Origin of the sequence: Amycolatopsis roodepoortensis (assembly GCF_014873915.1) — a bacterium.
Lineage (GTDB): Bacteria > Actinomycetota > Actinomycetes > Mycobacteriales > Pseudonocardiaceae > Amycolatopsis > Amycolatopsis roodepoortensis.
In genome coordinates, this window is record NZ_JADBEJ010000005.1 from 3,642,501 (window position 1) to 3,659,911 (window position 17,411).

General features: G+C 68.8%; 19 protein-coding genes. 16 read left to right on the plus strand and 3 right to left on the minus strand.

All coding sequences use genetic code 11. The annotated features are described in order from the left end of the window. Positions 1–42 precede the first annotated feature (42 nt). The 8 genes from H4W30_RS36385 to H4W30_RS36420 all read left to right on the plus strand — a co-directional run bounded on the left by H4W30_RS36385 (position 43) and on the right by H4W30_RS36420 (position 6,402). The gene (locus H4W30_RS36385) at positions 43–813 is read left to right on the plus strand and encodes an NAD(P)H-dependent oxidoreductase (protein WP_192746669.1); all 771 of its coding nucleotides are present in this window, start codon (positions 43–45) and stop codon (positions 811–813) included. A gap of 68 nt (positions 814–881) precedes the next feature. Further along, entirely contained in the window at positions 882–2,033 is a 1,152-nt protein-coding gene (locus H4W30_RS36390; RefSeq protein ID WP_192746670.1) for a sensor histidine kinase, read from the plus strand. Then, entirely contained in the window at positions 2,030–2,695 is a 666-nt protein-coding gene (locus H4W30_RS36395) for a response regulator (protein ID WP_192746671.1), read from the plus strand. The genes H4W30_RS36390 and H4W30_RS36395 overlap by 4 nt, the downstream gene beginning before the upstream one ends. A 233-nt stretch (positions 2,696–2,928) precedes the next feature. Continuing rightward, a complete protein-coding gene (locus H4W30_RS36400) occupies positions 2,929–4,566 on the plus strand; it encodes an acyl-CoA carboxylase subunit beta (protein WP_192746672.1) in 1,638 nt (545 codons plus the stop codon). Further along, on the plus strand, positions 4,563–4,781 hold the full coding sequence (locus H4W30_RS36405) for an acyl-CoA carboxylase subunit epsilon (protein WP_016331339.1): 219 nt from the start codon (positions 4,563–4,565) through the stop codon (positions 4,779–4,781). Before H4W30_RS36400 ends, H4W30_RS36405 begins: the two co-directional genes overlap by 4 nt. 63 nt (positions 4,782–4,844) lie before the next feature. After that, positions 4,845–5,678, plus strand: a complete 834-nt coding sequence (locus tag H4W30_RS36410; RefSeq protein ID WP_192746673.1) for a helix-turn-helix domain-containing protein — start codon at positions 4,845–4,847, stop codon at positions 5,676–5,678. A gap of 197 nt (positions 5,679–5,875) precedes the next feature. Further along, positions 5,876–6,082, plus strand: coding sequence for a DUF397 domain-containing protein (locus H4W30_RS36415; RefSeq protein WP_192746674.1), 207 nt, complete (start codon positions 5,876–5,878; stop codon positions 6,080–6,082). Continuing rightward, the gene (locus tag H4W30_RS36420) at positions 6,079–6,402 is read left to right on the plus strand and encodes a hypothetical protein (protein WP_192746675.1); all 324 of its coding nucleotides are present in this window, start codon (positions 6,079–6,081) and stop codon (positions 6,400–6,402) included. Before H4W30_RS36415 ends, H4W30_RS36420 begins: the two co-directional genes overlap by 4 nt. 41 nt (positions 6,403–6,443) lie before the next feature. Here the strand turns inward: H4W30_RS36420 and H4W30_RS36425 are convergent, their stop codons facing one another. Then, positions 6,444–8,249 carry a glycoside hydrolase family 3 protein gene (locus H4W30_RS36425; RefSeq protein WP_192746676.1) on the minus strand — a complete coding sequence of 602 codons (1,806 nt, stop codon included), beginning with the start codon at positions 8,247–8,249 and terminating at the stop codon, positions 6,444–6,446. 167 nt (positions 8,250–8,416) lie between these two features. Here H4W30_RS36425 and H4W30_RS36430 point away from each other — a divergent pair, with 167 nt between their 5' ends. After that, entirely contained in the window at positions 8,417–9,043 is a 627-nt protein-coding gene (locus tag H4W30_RS36430) for a Maf family protein (protein WP_192746677.1), read from the plus strand. Between the two features lie 100 nt (positions 9,044–9,143). Further along, the gene (locus tag H4W30_RS36435) at positions 9,144–10,505 is read left to right on the plus strand and encodes a dicarboxylate/amino acid:cation symporter (RefSeq protein WP_192746678.1); all 1,362 of its coding nucleotides are present in this window, start codon (positions 9,144–9,146) and stop codon (positions 10,503–10,505) included. Positions 10,506–10,759: 254 nt separating this feature from the next. Here the strand turns inward: H4W30_RS36435 and H4W30_RS36440 are convergent, their stop codons facing one another. Further along, entirely contained in the window at positions 10,760–11,443 is a 684-nt protein-coding gene (locus tag H4W30_RS36440) for a hypothetical protein (RefSeq protein WP_192746940.1), read from the minus strand. 83 nt (positions 11,444–11,526) lie between these two features. On the opposite strand from H4W30_RS36440, the gene H4W30_RS36445 reads away from it, so the two are divergent. The 6 genes from H4W30_RS36445 (at position 11,527) to H4W30_RS36470 (ending at position 15,705) form a co-directional block, all read left to right on the plus strand. Then, entirely contained in the window at positions 11,527–11,811 is a 285-nt protein-coding gene (locus H4W30_RS36445) for an SAV_915 family protein (RefSeq protein WP_126735211.1), read from the plus strand. A 109-nt stretch (positions 11,812–11,920) separates the two neighbouring features. Next, positions 11,921–13,708 (plus strand): acetyl/propionyl/methylcrotonyl-CoA carboxylase subunit alpha, encoded by a 1,788-nt coding sequence (locus H4W30_RS36450; protein ID WP_192746679.1) that lies wholly within the window; start codon positions 11,921–11,923, stop codon positions 13,706–13,708. 232 nt (positions 13,709–13,940) lie between these two features. Beyond that, positions 13,941–14,405, plus strand: a complete 465-nt coding sequence (locus H4W30_RS36455; protein WP_192746680.1) for a DUF1707 SHOCT-like domain-containing protein — start codon at positions 13,941–13,943, stop codon at positions 14,403–14,405. A 41-nt stretch (positions 14,406–14,446) separates the two neighbouring features. After that, entirely contained in the window at positions 14,447–14,821 is a 375-nt protein-coding gene (locus tag H4W30_RS36460) for a DUF1707 SHOCT-like domain-containing protein (protein WP_192746941.1), read from the plus strand. Between the two features lie 27 nt (positions 14,822–14,848). After that, the gene (locus H4W30_RS36465) at positions 14,849–15,145 is read left to right on the plus strand and encodes a cold-shock protein (RefSeq protein ID WP_192746681.1); all 297 of its coding nucleotides are present in this window, start codon (positions 14,849–14,851) and stop codon (positions 15,143–15,145) included. Positions 15,146–15,174: 29 nt separating this feature from the next. Beyond that, entirely contained in the window at positions 15,175–15,705 is a 531-nt protein-coding gene (locus tag H4W30_RS36470) for a GNAT family N-acetyltransferase (RefSeq protein WP_126735215.1), read from the plus strand. 33 nt (positions 15,706–15,738) lie between these two features. On the opposite strand, the gene H4W30_RS36475 is transcribed toward H4W30_RS36470, so the two are convergent. Further along, positions 15,739–17,202, minus strand: a complete 1,464-nt coding sequence (locus H4W30_RS36475; protein ID WP_192746682.1) for a benzaldehyde dehydrogenase — start codon at positions 17,200–17,202, stop codon at positions 15,739–15,741. Positions 17,203–17,411 lie beyond the last annotated feature (209 nt).

The window sequence follows — 17,411 nt, forward strand, 5'->3', positions numbered from 1 at the left end:
GGGCCACTCGTCCCGGCCGGGAGAACGCGCGACGGTGGGGTCATGAACGTGCTGTGGATCTACGCCCATCCGGAACCCCGCTCCCTCAGCGGCTCGCTGCGCGACGAGGGGCTGCGCGCCCTCCGGGCGCAGGGCGCCGACGTCCGGGAGTCCGATCTCTACGCGATGAAGTGGAAGGCCGTGGTCGACGCCGACGACTTCGGCCGGGCCGCTTCCCCGGACCGGCTCATCGTCGGCTCGACGTCGAAGAACGCCTTCGAGACCGGCGAACTCGGCGAGGACATCCGCGCCGAGCACGAAAAACTGGCATGGGCGGACACCGTGATCGTCCAGTTCCCGCTGTGGTGGTACGGAATGCCCGCCATCCTCAAGGGCTGGTTCGACCGCGTCTTCGTCAAGGGTTTCGCCTACGGCGTCCAGCGTCCCGACGGCCGGACGGCGCGCTACGGCGAAGGCGCGCTGGCCGGGAAACGCGCCATGGTCGTGCTGACCGCGGGCGCGCCGGAGGCCACGATCGGTCCGCGCGGGGTGAACGGCGAAATCGGCGACCTGCTGTTCCCGTTGCAGCACGGGACGCTCTGGTACGCGGGCATGTCCGTCCTTCCCCCGCTGACGATCTGCGGCGCCGACCGCGTCTCGCCCGAGCACTACGAAGCCGCTGTCAAGGCGCTGCGCGAACGGCTGCGGACGCTGTCCACTCAGGAACCGATCCCGTTCCGTCCCCAGAACGGGGGCGACTACGACGACGATCTGGTCCTGCGCCCGGAACTCGCGCCGGGACGCGGCGGAATCGGCGTCCATCTGTCCCGCTGATCTCCACCCTGGGGATGACCTCCACCGGACGGACGCGCACGCACCGCCCGGCCGGTTAAGTTCGCCGTATGAAACAGCCGTCGGCGCTCTCCCAGCGGGTGGCGTACACGATCGACGCGCTCCTCGCGCTGGTGCTCGTCGTGGCCGTCGGCGGGAACCTGGCGGCGGGGACGTGGACGTTCCTCGTCGCCATCCCGATGTGGCTCGCGTGGGCGACGGTCGTCACCAGCGGGATCGCGATCGCGCTGCGGCGGCACCGTCCGCTGGTCGCCTACGGCCTCGGCCTCGGCAGCCTGGTACCTGCCCTGCTCGCCGACAACGCGCTGGGCCCGGCCGCGCTGCTGGCCGCCGCGTGCGCCCTGTACACGGTGGCACTGGAACACCCGCGCGCCCGCTCGCTGATCGCGATGGGTCTCGGCCTGGTCTTGGTCATGATCTTCGAGGTCGCGCGGCTCGGGCCGAACACGATCGCGTCGACGGCCTTCGCGGGTGGCGGGGTGGCCGGCTCGTGGGCGCTGGGCTGGATGACGCGGCAACGGCGCGCGAACCTGGCCCAGCTGGCCGAAACCCAGGCCGATCAGGCGGTTTCCGACGAACGGCTGCGGATCGCGCGCGAAATGCACGACGTCGTCGCGCACAGCATGAGCCTGATCGCGGTCAAGGCGGCCGTCGGCAACCACGTCGCGCGGGAACAGCCCGAAGAGGCCCGCGAAGCGTTGCGGGTCATCGAACTCACCAGCCGCGAGACGCTCGTCGAACTCCGGCGGATGCTCGGCGTCCTCCGTTCCGGTGACGGGACGCCCGAGGCCGCGCTCGGCCCAGCGCCGAAACTCGCCGACCTGCGGACCCTGGCCGAACGCGCCGGACAGGCCGGGGTGCGCGTCGAGCTGTCCGGCGAGGCGGTGGACGACCTGCCCGAAGGTGTCGCGCTTTCGGTCTACCGCATCACGCAGGAGGCGGTGACCAACGTCGTGAAGCACGCGGGACCGTCGGCCTGCCGGGTCACGATCACCGAAGGCCCCGGCGAGGTCAGCGTCGAGATCGTCGACGACGGGCGCGGCGAGGTCTCTCCGCCCGCCGTGGGCGGGCACGGCTTGATCGGCATGCGCGAACGCGTCGCCGTCTACGGTGGTGACTTCGAAGCGGGCCCGCTGCCCGCCGGGGGATTCCGGGTGTTCGCGCGGTTGCCGTACGCCGCCAAGGAAGTGGGGACACGATGATCCGCGTACTGATCGCCGACGACCAGGCGTTGCTGCGGGGCAGCTTCCGCGTGCTCGTCGACAGCGCGCCGGACCTCGAAGTCGTCGGCGAGGCGAGCGACGGCGCGGAGGCCGCGGAACTCGCCGAGAAGGAACGCCCCGACGTCGTGCTGATGGACGTCCGCATGCCCGAACTGGACGGCATCGAAGCGACCCGGCGGATCTGCGCGTCGCCCGCCACCGAGGGCGTCCACGTGCTGATGCTGACCACGTTCGACCTCGACGCCTACGTCTATTCGGCGTTGCGCGCGGGCGCGAGCGGATTCCTGCTGAAGGACACCCCGCCAGCCGAACTGCTGAGCGCGATCCGGGTCGTCGCGGCGGGCGAAGGACTGCTCGCCCCGTCGATCACTCGAAGGCTCATCGCCGAGTTCGCGCGGCTGCCCGATCCCGGTCAGCGCGTCGCGGCTTCGCTGGACAACATCACCACGCGCGAACGCGAGGTCTTGAGCCTGATCGCGCGCGGCCTGTCGAACGACGAGATCGCCGGGACCCTGCATCTCGGGCTGGCGACGGTGAAGACGCATATCGGTCACCTCCTGCACAAACTCGCGGCGCGGGACCGGGCGCAGCTGGTGATCGCGGCGTACGAATCGGGGCTGGTGCGCGCCTCGGTCCAGTGAAGTCCATCCAGTCACGCGTGTCGTCCGTCCAGTCACGCGTGTCGTCCGTCTGATCACAGGTGCCGTCCATCCAGTCACGCGAATCCTCACGAACATGTCGCGAAAGCCACTTTCAGGACATCAGACGTCGCGAAAGTGGCTTTCGCGACACCCAACACCGGGCCTGCCCCCAAGGAACGGACGTTGCCTACGCCACACGCGAAGTGACCGTCGAGTAGCTAGGCTGCGCTTTCATGAGCAGTGCGACGGAGCCGCTCGGGACGCCGCCCGAGGACGAACCGGACATCCACACCACGGCCGGCAAGCTGGCCGACCTGTACCGCCGGTATGACGAGGCGGTCCACGCGGGTTCCGCGAGGGCGGTGGAGAAACAGCACGCCAAGGGCAAGAAGACGGCCCGCGAGCGGATCGACCTGCTCCTGGATGAGGGCTCGTTCGTCGAACTCGACGAGCTCGCGAAGCACCGCTCGGTGAACTTCGGCCAGGAGAAGAACCGGCCCTACGGCGACGGCGTCGTCACCGGCTACGGCACCGTCGACGGGCGTCCGGTGTGCGTGTTCAGCCAGGACGTCACCGTCTTCGGCGGTTCACTCGGTGAGGTGTACGGCGAGAAGATCGTCAAGGTGATGGACCTGGCGATCAAGACCGGCCGCCCGATCATCGGCATCAACGAGGGCGGCGGCGCGCGGATCCAGGAAGGCGTCGTCTCGCTCGGGCTGTACGGCGAGATCTTCAACCGCAACGTCAAGGCGTCCGGCGTCATCCCGCAGATCTCGCTGATCATGGGCGCCAACGCGGGCGGGCACGTCTACTCCCCCGCGCTGACCGACTTCGTGGTGATGGTCGACAAAACCTCGCACATGTTCATCACCGGTCCCGACGTCGTGAAGACCGTGACGGGTGAAGAGGTCTCGTTCGAGGAGCTCGGCGGCGGGCGCACGCACAACACCCGTTCGGGCAACGCGCACTACCTCGGTTCCGACGACGAGGACGCGATCGCCTACGTCAAGGAACTGCTTTCGTTCCTTCCGGCGAACAACCTGTCCGAGGCGCCGGTCTTCGAGACGGGTTCCTCCCCCGGCGGGTTCTTCGACGACGTCACCGAGTCCGACCGCGAACTCGACACGCTGATCCCGGACTCGCCGAATCAGCCGTACGACATGCACGAGGTCATCACCCGCATCGTCGACGACGGCGACTTCCTCGAGGTCCACGAGCTGTTCGCGCCCAACATCCTGGTCGGCTTCGGCCGGGTGGACGGGCGCAGCGTCGGCATCGTGGCGAACCAGCCGACCCAGTTCGCCGGCTGCCTCGACATCGACGCGTCCGAGAAGGCCGCGCGGTTCGTGCGCACCTGCGATGCGTTCAACATCCCGGTGCTGACCTTCGTCGACGTCCCCGGCTTCCTGCCCGGCACCGACCAGGAGTGGAACGGCATCATCCGGCGCGGCGCGAAGCTGATCTACGCCTACGCCGAAGCGACCGTCCCGCTCGTCACCGTCATCACCCGCAAGGCGTACGGCGGCGCGTACGACGTCATGGGGTCGAAGCACCTGGGCGCGGACATCAACCTGGCCTGGCCGACGGCGCAGGTCGCGGTCATGGGCGCGCAGGGCGCGGCGAACATCGTGCACCGCAAGACCCTCGCCGCGGCCGCCGCCGACGGCAAGGACGTCGACGCGCTGCGCGCCGAGCTGATCCAGGAGTACGAGGACACGCTCCTGAACCCGTACGCGGCGGCCGAACGCGGCTACGTCGACTCGGTGATCGTGCCCGCGCACACCCGCGGCCACATCGCGAAGGCGCTCTCGCTGCTCCAAGGCAAACGGGAGACGCTGCCGCCCAAGAAGCACGGGAACATCCCGCTGTGACCGCGCCCGAAACCCCGCTGCTGCGCGTCGTCCGGGGCAACCCGGACGACGCCGAGCTCGCCGCGCTGACCGCCGTCGTCGCGGCGGCGGCCGGTGCGCGGGCGCCGGAACCGGCTCCGAAACGGGATTCCTGGTGGGCGGACAAGGCCTCGCTCGTCCGGGCGCCGCTCGCGCCCGGCGAAGGGGCTTGGCGGGCTTCGGCGCTGCCTCGCTGAAAGCGGCTCCGCGGGCTATCGTGACGGATCCGCCGACCGTGATCGCCCACTGGAAAGCCGTGCGTGACGAACCAGGACCAGCTCTCCACCGAATTGCGCCGTCTGCGCAAAGCCGCCGGGTTGACCGGTACCGAAGCGGCCAGGCTCACCGGACTCAGTCAGTCGAAGGTCTCGCGGGTCGAAACCGGCGCGTTCATGCCGACGGAGGACCAGGTCGTCGCGCTGTGCCGCGTCTACGGCGCGCCCGCGAAGGTCCGGCGGGCGCTCGTCGCGATCACGCGGGACCTCCGTGAGGAGGCGTCGTCCGCCCGCGTCGTCCTCCAGCGCGGTGCCTGGCGGATGCAGCAGCGCATCGGCAAGATCGAGACGGCGTCCGCCCGGATCCGTAGTTTCCAGCCGACCATCGTGTTCGGCCTGCTCCAGACCCGCGACTACATCACCGCCCTGTTCGGTGATTCGCTTCCTGCCGACGAACGCGACCAGACGGTGGAGGCCAGGCTGGAGCGCCAGCGCATCCTCGACTCGAACCGCGAGTTCCACTTCGTGCTCACCGAAGGCGCCCTGCGCTGGAACATGGGCGGCGCGGCGACGATGCTGGCCCAGCTCGACCACCTCGTCGAGGTGTCCCGGCGCGGCCGGGTGCGCCTGGGTGTGATCCCGTGGACCACCCCGGTTTCGGTCCCGGTCCTCCACGGTTTCGACATCTACGACTCGCGTGCGGTGCTCCTCGGCACCCAGACGGCCACGGCGCTCGTCACGGACGAACGCGAGGTGGCCGACTACGAGGAGAACTTCACCGAAGTCGAGCACTACGCCACCTACGGCGATATCGCCTGCTCGCATCTGACGCGGATCGCCGCCGACTACCGACAGCTCGCGGCCGATTCACTTCGGTGACCTAAGACCCTTTGCGTTATGCACTCCGAGAGTGCATCGTGAGTAAAGCAGCTGTCGGTGAAGGCGCCTTTTCGTGCGCCGAACGCGATCACCGAAGCCGTTCACCGACCAGCGGGCGCAGATCACCCGATCTCGCCAACCTTGCTGCCGCGCAACCCGTCTACTTGCCGAAACAGTCACTGGGGAAAGGGCCTCCGATGACCACCTGGCACGAGAACATGACCGGCTGGCACAAGTCGACCTACACGCACTGGGAAGAGAACGCCTGCGTCGAGGTCGGCACCGCGCCCGGCCTGGTCGGGATCCGGGACACGAAGCAGTGGGCGATGCCGGACGAGATCCGGCCGATCCTGGTGCTCCCGGCCGAGTCCTTCGCCGCGCTCCTCGAGCACCTCGGACGATGAACGACGTCGCCGAGCCGTACATGGTCCACGATCCGCGGGAGATGGCGGGCCAGCTGATCAACGGCAACTGGATCGTCGCGCGGTGGGAGCACCTCGGCGAGGACGAGGACCTCGACCACTGGACGGCCGTCCTGCGGAGCCACTGCGAGGAACTCGACGTCGATCCGTACGTCATCAACATCCCGAGGAAGAGCCTGACGATCGTCTTCAACGGCGCGCTCCCCGCGCCGACGTTCGAACAGCTCGAGAAGTCGATCGCGGCCATCGAGTACCACCGCTTCGTCGAACGCGAAATCGGGCCGAGACCCCTGACCTCGTGAGTGGTAAGGACGGTTAGAACCGTCCTTACCACTCACGAGGCCTACCGGCGGTATCGCAGGCCGTAGCCGTACGGGTACAGCGCCTTCTTGCCGTCACCGACGTTCACCGGTTCCTGCGCCGCGCTGGCCGGCCAGCTGAACGTCAGCTTCCCGGTCGGGTTGTAGTCGCCGTAAAGGACATCGGCGACACCGGCGCCTTCGCTGCCCGGGAGCCAGGCGGCGAGGAGTCCGTCGAACTGCGGCAGCTGCGCGGCGATGTCGAGCGGCCGCCCCGACACGGTCACCACGACGACCGGGACTCCGGACGCCTTCAGTTTGGCGATCGTGGCGAGGTCTTCCGCGTCGAGTCCGAAGCCGTTCGGCCGGTCTCCCTGTCCTTCCGCGTACGGCGTTTCGCCCACCACGGCGAGGGCGACCCGGTAGCTGCCGTCGATTCCGTTACCCGCACGGTCATAGGTCACCGTGGTTCCCTTCCCCGCCCCCGACTTGATGCCGTCGAGGATGGTCGTGCCCGGGATCACCGGGCCGCTCTGCCCTTGCCAGGTGAGCGTCCAGCCACCCGCCTGGTTGCCGATGTCGTGCGCGTTCTTGCCCGCGACGAAGATCTTGTTGTTCTTCTTCGCCAGTGGCAGCACACCGTCGTTCTTCAGCAGCACCTGGGATTCGCGGACGGCCTGCCGGGCCAGTTCACGATGTTCCTTGCTGCCGAACGTCTTCTGGAGCGAACGGTCGGTGTACGGGTGCTCGAACAGGCCGAGCTTGAACTTCTCCGCCAGGATGCGGCGGTTCGCGTCGTCGATCCGGTCGTGCGAAACACGGCCCGCTTCGACTTCCGCCTTGAGATAGGAGATGAACTGCGGCGCGTCCCACGGGACCATGAACATGTCGATGCCCGCGTTGACCGAGAGCCGCACCTCTTCGGGGGTGAAACCTTCCTTGCCGTCGATCTGGTTGATCGCGTTGTAGTCCGAGATCACCAGGCCGGAGAACCGCAGTTCCTTCTTGAGGACGTCGGTGATCAGGTACTTGTGGGCGTGCATGCGCACACCTTGGAAGCTGGAGAACGAGATCATCACCGAGCCGACGCCGCGGTCGATCGCCTCGCGGAACGGCGGCAGGTGGATCTGGCGCAGTTCCCGTTCGCTGATCTCGGTATTGCCCTGGTCGACGCCGTTCGTCGTGCCGCCGTCGCCGACGTAGTGTTTCGCCGTCGCGAGCACCGATCCCGGTTTCTCGCCGAGCCTGCGCCCTTGCAAGCCGGTGATGGCCGACGCGTTCGCGATGGCGTCGCGTGGGGATTCGCCGAAGGATTCGTAGGTCCGGCCCCAGCGATCGTCACGGGCGACGCACAGGCACGGCGAAAAGTCCCACTGCGGGCCGGTTCCCGCGACTTCCAGCGCCGTCGCGCGGCCGATCTTCTCGACCAGGCGCGGATTGTTGGCCGCACCGAGGCCGATGTTGTGCGGGAAGATCGTGGCGCCGTAGACGTTGTTGTGTCCGTGCACGGCGTCGACGCCGTAGAGCGTGGGAATGCCGAGCGGCGTCGAGATCGCCGCCTTCTGGTACGAGTCGACCATGTCGGCCCACCCGTTCGGCGTGTTGCTGGCGGGCACGGAGCCGCCACCGGAGAGCAGGGACCCCAGTTTCAGCGCGGCGGCCTGGTCGGGGGTGACCGCGCCGCGTTCGGCCTGGGTCATCTGGCCGATCTTGTCGTCGAGACTCATCCGCTTGAGCAGGTCGTTCACCCGCGCGGACGTCGAAGCGTGGGGATTCTTGTAGACCGGTCCAGGGGCGGCCGATGCCACCGGGGCCAGGGCCGAACCGGCAAGGAGCAGTCCTGCGAGCACTGTGGTTTGCGTCGTGCGAAGTGATCTTCTGACGCGGAGGCGGGACGACATTGGTTCCTCCGTAGCTCGAACAATCCATATGTTGCGCGCCACAACAAACTAGCTCCACGTTCGGGTGTCCCAGGTCACAATTAGGCAACAGCGGGCCGTCGAGTACCTTTCATCAGGTGCGTTTCGTTCTCGCGTCCCAGTCCCCCGCTCGCCTCGGCGTCCTGCGTTCCGCCGGCTTCGACCCGAGCGTCGTTGTGTCCGGCGTCAACGAGGACGCGGTCGCCGCGTCCCTGACCGATCCGGCTCCCGAGGAGTTGGTCCGCGCGCTCGCCGCCGCGAAGGCCGAAGCGGTTTTCGAGGCGCTCGGCGGCCACGGCGACATGGTCATCGTGGGCTGCGATTCGATGCTGTCGATCAACGGCGAAATGGTCGGGAAACCGATCACGCCGGAGGCGGCCCGCGAACGCTGGGCGGCGATGGCGGGCAAAACCGGTGAACTCCTGACCGGCCACGCGATCATCCGCGTCGAAGACGGCGTGAAAACGAAAGAAACGTCCGGAACCGAAGGCACAACTGTTCGCTTCGGCACACCTTCGCAAGAAGAGATCGAGGCGTACATCGCGTCCGGGGAACCACTTCAGGTGGCGGGAGGATTCACCCTCGACGGGCTCGGCGGCTGGTTCATCGAGGGAATCGACGGCGACTTTTCGAGCGTCATCGGGATCAGCCTGCCGCTGACCCGGCGTTTGCTGGCCGAGGTCGGCGTGAGCGTCATCGACCTGTGGACGCGTCCCGCATCCTGAGACGACTCCCACACGAACGGGTGATCCGGAAGAGTCCTGCCTCGCCGAACGTTCTTCACGTTCGGGAAATCAGGAAACCTTCACGCACCGGAGTCGCCCCGTGTCTTTCATTCGGACCTATACAAGGCCAAAGGTCTTCGCGGCGGCGGTCCTCGGCTCGCTCGTCGTGGGCGCCCTGCTCGGCGTGCTCGCCAGGACGACCGAGGCGAGCTGGCTGACCGACCTGCTCGACCAGATCGGCACCATCTTCACGACGCTGCTGCAGATCGCGGTGATCCCGCTGGTCTTCACGGCGATCGTCGTCGGCATCAACAGCCTGCGCAATCTCGGCGGCGGCAAGAAGGCCGCGCGGCTGGGCGGGAAGACCGTCCTGTGGTTCGCGATCACGTCGTTCATCGCGTCGCTGATCGGCATCGCCGTCGCCAAGCTGTTCAACCCGGGCAGCGGCGGTCTTGGCGAGGGTGTGGCCGCGACGGCGAAGAACGCGGACAAGGCCGCCAAGAGCACCGAGAACTGGGGTTCCTGGAGCGCTTTCGTCGAAGGCCTGCTGCCCAAGAACTTCTTCACCGCCTTCACCGAGGGCGAGACGCTTCAGGTGCTGTTCCTCGCCGTGCTCATCGGCGCGGCCGCCTACAGCCTCGGAGACAAGGCCAAGCCGTTCGTCGACTTCACCACCAGCGTCTTCGAGATCATCCAGCGCTACCTCGGCTGGATCGTCCGGCTCGCCCCGATCGGCATCATCGGCCTGATCGGCGCCGCGGTCTCGAACTACGGTGACGCCCTGTTCCGGCCGCTGTTCACCACCACGCTCGCGGTGTACGTCGGCTGCTTGCTGGTCCTGTTCGTGGTCTACCCGATCCTGCTGCAGTTCGTGGCGAAGGTCAGCCCGCTGAAGTTCTTCTCGAAGGCGGGCACGGCGATCCAGTTCGCGTTCGCTTCGCAGTCTTCGGCCGCGACGCTGCCCCTCACCCGGCAGTCCGCCGTGAACCTGGGCGTCCAGCCCGCGTACGCCGCCTTCGCGACACCGCTGGGCAGCGCCACGAAGATGGACGGCTGCGCCGCGGTGTTCCCCGCGATCGGCGCCATCTTCATCGCGAACCTTTCCGGTGTCTCGCTGAACATCTGGCAGTACGTCGGGATCGTCGTGGTCGCCGTGCTCGGTGCGCTGGCCACCGCGGGCACCACCGGCTGGTTGACCGCGCTGACCCTGACCACCGCGTTCATCGGGCTCGACGCGCAGCAGGTGGCGCTCGGGATCGCGCTGATCTACTCGGTGAACCCGATCATGGACATGATGCGGACCGCGACCAACGTCGCGGGCCAGATCGTCGTGCCGGTGGTCGTCGCCCGGGGCGAAGGCCTGCTGGACGACGACGTGCTCAACTCGCCTACGGACCCTTCGCCTACTGCCGACGGCGAAGCGGCTACGTCCGCGAAGGAGCCTGCTGCTGCGGGTGCGTGACGCTTCTTGAAGCGCGTGAAGGCCCCCTTCCCTCGGCTGAGCCGAGGGAAGGGGGCCTTCACGCGCATTCGCTGTGACTTACGGGGGCATTGGGGTTCCTGAGCTGACTGTGTGGATTTTGGGACGTTAGATGACCCGAAATCCACACAGTGAGGCGAGCCATCGGCGATGACCTGCGAAAAGGGAGCAAGGGACCTTTGCTATCGCTTCTCTCGACGTCAAGAGAAGTGATAGCAAAGGTCCCTTGCTCCCCCTCAGGGGCAGGCCCGCAGATCCGCCTTCGTCAGCCGCACATCCGGCCATCCCCGAAGCTCCGACGGCGCGGTGTACCGGCGCGTGCAGCCCACCGAGCCGCGCGCGACGTCGTAGACCTCCGCGAGCACCGGCGCCGCCTGGCATCGCGCCGAGCCGGACTGCGCGCCCGGGCATTCGTGCCGCACGACGATGACGTCCGCGATCCCGTCGGCGGTCACGTCGTTCAGGGCGACCGTCCCGGCGTCGGAGAAATAGGGCTTCCCGGTGTCCCGCCAGATCCCGCCGCGCGCGACGAACAACTCGCCGGCCGAGCCACCGCCGACTTCGCCGCGCACCAGGCACACCGGCGTCGTGCCGTCGACGCAGCGCAGAGAATCGCCCTTCAGGGTGACCCCCATGTCGTTGAGCATCAGCGGGTACACGGTGTCCGCCCCGATCCGGACCACCCCCTCCTTGCCCGCTTCGTCGGCCAGCAGCACGACGGGCAGCCCGCCGACGGTCATCGCGCCGATCTCCCGGCAGGCCGCCGGGCCGCAGTTGACGCCGGGCGCGCTCGGGGCACCGTCGGACACGGGAGGCACGCCGGGGTCGCCAGCGGGGGTCGGGGCGGCGGGACGGAGCAGGACGACGGCCACGATCACGCCCGCCGTCACCACCACCGCCAGCAGCGCGGTGAGCAGCACGGATCGCGGCGCCCCCGCTTCCTGAGTCCGCATATCCGAGAGCGTAAGTGATCTAGCGCAGAGTGCACGACTATGTTGTTCCTGTGACGAACCCCGCACTGCCCAGCGCACTGTTCCTCCCGACGGCGAAGAAGCCGAAGGACTTCACGAGCGCGGAGATCGAACTCCGCGCGACCAAGGACGGCCGGATGGCGCTGATCGCCTTCAGTTCCGTGCAGCGGCTGGTCGAGTGCTGCGGACCGCATCAGCCGTGGGCACTGGTCAAATCCGAGCACCTCGGCCGGGTCCACCAGGCCCAGCCGTACGACCTGATCGTGCTCGATTCCGACCTTCCGGAAGAACTGCGGCACCGGTCGGCGCTGGTATAAACAAAGGTCACTGGGGTGGCCTTGCTCTCATTAATCGGGGCGGGAACTTCCGTAAACTGCTGCGGAGCCGCATCGGGGCGGCCCGACGTGCGAACGCAGGAGGTACGGCGTGACCGAGCAGGCCGGCACAGGTGGTCCGGTGACCAAGATCCTGATCGCGAACCGCGGGGAGATCGCGGTACGGGTGATCAGGGCGGCGAAGGACGCCGGGCTGACCAGCGTGGCCGTCTACGCCGACCCGGACCGTGACGCACCCCACGTCCGTCTCGCGGACGAGGCCTTCGCCCTCGGCGGCACCACCGCGGCCGAGAGCTACCTCGTCTTCGACAAGCTGCTCGACGCCGCCAAGCGGTCGGGCGCGGACTCGGTCCACCCCGGCTACGGGTTCCTTTCCGAGAACGCGGACTTCGCCCAGGCCGTCATCGACGCCGGGCTGACCTGGATCGGGCCGAGCCCGCAGGCCATCCGCGACCTCGGCGACAAGGTCACCGCGCGCCACATCGCGCTGCGCGCCGGTGCCCCGCTCGTGCCCGGTACGAAGGACCCCGTCGCGAACGCCGACGAGATCGTCGCCTTCGCGGACGAGCACGGCCTGCCGGTCGCGATCAAGGCGGCGTTCGGCGGCGGCGGCCGCGGGCTGAAGGTCGCCCGCACCCGCGAAGAGATCCCGGAGCTCTTCGAATCCGCGACGCGCGAGGCGGTCGCCGCCTTCGGCCGCGGCGAATGCTTCGTCGAGCGTTACCTGGACAAGCCGCGTCACGTCGAGGCGCAGGTGCTCGCCGACCAGCACGGCAACGCCATCGTCGTCGGCACCCGCGACTGTTCGCTGCAGCGCCGCCACCAGAAGCTGGTCGAGGAGGCGCCCGCGCCGTACCTGACCGACGAGCAGCGCAAGCGCATCCACGAGTCCGCGAAGGCGATCTGCAAGGAAGCCGGCTACTACGGCGCCGGGACCGTCGAGTACCTCGTCGCCGTCGACGGCACGATCTCGTTCCTCGAGGTCAACACGCGGCTCCAGGTCGAGCACCCGGTGTCCGAGGAGACCACGGGCCTCGACCTCGTGCGCGAGATGTTCCGCATCGCGCGCGGCGAGAAGCTGCGCATCACCGAGGACCCGGAACCCCGCGGCCACTCGATCGAGTTCCGCATCAACGGCGAGGACGCCGGCCGCGGCTTCCTGCCCGCGCCCGGCACCGTGACGAAGTTCGTCGCGCCGAGCGGCCCCGGCGTCCGCGTCGACTCGGGTGTCGAGTCCGGCAGCGTGATCGGCGGCCAGTTCGACTCGATGCTCGCGAAGCTGATCGTCACCGGCTCGGACCGGCAGAACGCGCTCGAGCGCAGCCGCCGCGCGCTGGCCGAGATGGTCGCCGACGGGATGGCGACGGTCCTGCCGTTCCACCGCGTGATCGTGGAAGACCCGGCCTTCGTCGGCGACGAGAACGGGTTCAGCGTGCACACCCGCTGGATCGAGACCGAGTTCGACAACAAGATCGAGCCGTTCGTGGCGCCCGAAGCCGCCGAGGCGGAGGAAGAGCCGCGTCAGAACGTCGTCGTCGAGGTCGGCGGCCGCCGTCTCGAAGTGTCGCTCCCCGGTGGTTTCTCGCTCGACGCCGGCGGTGGCGGGACTGCCGTCAAGGCCAAACCGCGCAAGCGCGCGGGCGGCACCAAGGCGGCGGTGAGCGGCGACGCGGTCACCGCGCCGATGCAGGGAACCATCGTCAAGGTCGCCGTCGAAGAGGGCCAGCGGGTCGAAGCGGGCGAGCTGGTCGTCGTGCTCGAAGCGATGAAGATGGAGAACCCGGTCACCGCGCACAAGGCGGGCACCGTGACCGGGCTTTCGGTCGAGGTCGGCGCCGCGGTGACGCAGGGCACCCAGCTGTTCGAACTGAAGGACTGACCACGTTCCCGGTGAGTCCACTGTGGACTCACCGGGAACGCCGGGTCGGTCCCCCCAGAAGCGCTTGCCGACGCCATGCCAAGCGGCAGCGCGTCGACCGTTCACGTCCGATTCCCGGACGCGTGACCAGGGTGGAGGGCATGGCGCGACCGCGACAACACGTTTGCGCCGAGGCGAAAAGCCTGACGAATATCGTGGTTGACCGGGCCTCACCCGGCCTATTCTCGAAAGGGTGAGCGAGGTTCCGTCTCCGCGGCTGCGGATCAGTGATCATGATCGCGAGTCCGCGCTGACCGCGCTCGGCGAGCACATGAGCGTCGGCAGGATCGACATCGACGAGTTCGGCGAGCGGTCCGCCCGGGTCACCACCGCCAAGACGCGCGGCGAGCTGTCCGAGATCTTCGCCGACCTGCCCGAACCGCATCCGCGCTACGACACGCCCGGGACCGCCGTGGGTGAACCGGAGAAACCGGCCTCACCCTTGGCGGGGATCTCCCCGCTACAGCGCGTCATGGGCGCGCTCCTGCCGATCCTGTTCATCGCCACCATCGCGGTCATCATCACCACCGGCATCACCTGGTGGTTCATCCTCGTCCCGATCGGGATCAGCGCCGTCGGCGAGGGCATCTGGGGCAAGGGCTGGGAGAACTCCCACAAGAAGCTCGGGAAGCAGCGTCGACGGGAACTCGACGGCTGATCCGGCCGTAGACTCGGGACGTGAGTGCCGAGAGACCGGACATGCGGCTGAGCGACGCCGAACGCCAAGACGCGCTCGAAGCGCTGGAAGAGCACGTCCGCACCGGCAGACTCGACCTCGACGAGTTCGGCTCGCGGTCGGCGAAGGTCAGCGCGGCCAGGATGGTCAGCGAGCTCGAACCGCTGTTCACGGACCTGCCGTCGCCGCGCCCCAGCGCGCTGCTGCCCCTGCCTCCGATGCCCGGTGTCGCGCAGGCGTCGGCGAAGAACGAGGTCCAGCCGTCGAAATGGCTGACGGCCAGTGCCGTGCCGATCGCCGCCGCGGTCGCGATCGCGCTGTTCTTCTTCACCCGTGGGACCTTCCTGGTGTTCCTGTTGCCGCTGGCGGTCGCGCTGATCATGAGCCGCCGCCGCTGATCACCGCCGAGCTTCGGAGGAACCGTCATGGCCGAGGGGACCGTCCTCTGGTTCAACTCGGAGAAGGGCGTGGGTGCCGTCAGACCGGATGGCTGGACCTCTCCCCCGGTCCCGAGCCGGCGCTGGTGGCGCGGCCGCCGGAACTCGACGGCACCGCCCGCCGAGGCGGGGGAAATCCCCGTTCACTACGCCGAGATCCAGATGCGGGGCTTCAAGGTGCTCAACGCCGGTCAGCGCGTGTCGTTCGCGATCGCGCAGGGCCCGAACGGACCGGTGGCGACCCACGTGACCCCGCTCAGCGGCCCGTGGCCCTACGAATCTTGATCTCCGGCCGGGGTGGTTACCCTCGAAGGGTGGAACCGGTGGAGATCAACGCGGGCGAGTACTACCTGCGGCAACTGCGGGCGGACAAGGCCCTCGACGACCGTCCGGCGCTGGTCGCGGCCTTCGCCGACCCGACGCACCGCAAGTACGTGCTGAACTACCGATTGCGGGACCTCGACGAGGCGACCGAGTACGTCGCGCTGCGCGCCGCCCAGTGGGCGGGTGACGAGCGCTGTTCGTGGGCGGTGGCCGAGCCGACGACCGGGGATCTGCTGGGCGAGGTCGGACTTCGGGATCTCGATCTCGACGCCGGGTACGCGGAGGCGTCGGTCTGGGTGCGCGCGGCGTCGCGGGGCAAGGGGATCGCGAGCACCGCGCTCAACGCGGCCCTGCGCTTCGGTTTCGGCGGGCTCGGCCTGCGCGAGGTCAGCTACCGCTACGAGGAGACCAACGAGGTGTCCGCCTCGGTCGCCCGCAAATGCGGGTTCACCCTGGTCGGGCCCGAACTCGACCCGGCCCCGACCGGGGAACGACTCATCCGCTGGCGCCGCACCGCCTGACCTGCGTTTAGCGGGCTAAACGCGATCCGCCCGTCAGAAGGGGTAGGTGGGCGGCGGGTTCCGGACGGTCACCCAGCGGGTCTCGGTGAACGCCTCGATGTTCGCCGCCGCGCCGCCGAAGCGGCTTCCGGTGCCCGAAGCGGCGACGCCGCCGAAGGGACTGTTCGCCTCGTCGCTGACCGTCTGGTCGTTGATGTGCACGATCCCGGTCGGGACGCGGTCGGCGAGCTCCAGTCCTTTGAGGACATCGCGCGTGACGATCCCCAGCGAGAGCCCGTACTCGCTCGCCGTCGCGAGGCGGACGGCCTCCTCCGCGTCGGAGAACCGCACGACCGGCGCGACCGGGCCGAAGATCTCCTGGGCCACCGCGGGCGCCGTCGGCGGCACGTCCGCGAGCACCGTCGCGGCGTAGAACAGCCGGTCGTACTCGGCGCCGGCGGCGACCCGCGCCCCCGCCGAGACGCTGGCCTTGACCAGCTCGTGGATCTTGTCCCGCTGCCCGGCGTCGATGATCGGCCCGAGCGCGACCTCCTCCCGCGCCGGGTCGCCCACCCGCAACGCGGCCGCCTTCGCCGCCAGCCGCTCGACGAAGTCGTCGTAGAGCCGCTCGTGCACCAGGTGCCGCCCGGTGGTCATGCAGATCTGGCCCTGGTGGAAGAAGGAGCCGAACGCGGCGACTCCGGCGGCTTCGTCGACGTCCGCGTCGTCGAGCACGATGAGCGCGGAGTTCCCGCCCAGTTCGAGATGGGCCCGCTTCAGGTGCTTCCCGGCGAGTTCGCCGACCTTGCGCCCGGCTCCGGTCGATCCGGTGAACGAGATGACCCGGACGGCTGGATGCGTCACCAGCGTCTCGCCGACGTCGGCGCCGCCCGGCAGCATCTGCAGCACTCCCGGCGGCAGGCCGGCTTCCTCGAAGATCCGCGCGAGGACCACGCCGCCGGTGACGGCGGTACGCGGGTCCGGCTTCAGGATGACCGCGTTCCCCAGCGCGAGCGCCGGGGCGACCGAACGGATGCCGAGGATGATCGGCATGTTGAACGGCGAGATCACCGTGACCACACCGGCCGGGACGCGGCGCGCCATCGAAAGGCGCGGCTCTTCACTCGGCAGGAGCTCGCCGTACGGCCGTCCGGGCAGGGCGGCCGCTTCGTAGCACTCCTGCTCCGCGACGTGCAGCGAAAAGCCCGCGACGCCCGGCACGGCGCCGACCTCACGGACGTTCCACCAGCTGATCTCGTCGGCGTGCTCCGACCACAGACGCGCGGCCTCGCGCAGGACCGCGGCCCGCTGGACGTGCGATGTCGCCGCCCATGCCCGCTGTGCCTCGGCCGCCGTTTCCGCCGCTTTCGCGGCGTCTTCGGCCGAGGCGATCCCCACGCTTCCCAGCACCGCTCCGGTCGCGGGCTCCGTGACGTCACGGATGCCACCGGTCCCGGGCACCCAGGAGCCTCCGGCGAAGATCCGGTCCGTCCACGTCGCCGAGTCGAGAAACACCACAAGGCCGCCTTCCGTCTCTGTACCTGATCAAGGAGCCCGCGGCCGCGATCGACGTCGGCAGGGCGCTGATCGAACTTCTCCCGTTCGCGGACAAGGGCCCTGCCACCGCGATAGCGGGGCCTTCGGCCGCGCGGGCTGGGACGGCCGACGCTATGCCAGATTCACCGGATCAGGCAACGATCTCCGCGCGCAGGGCACACCATGCGGCA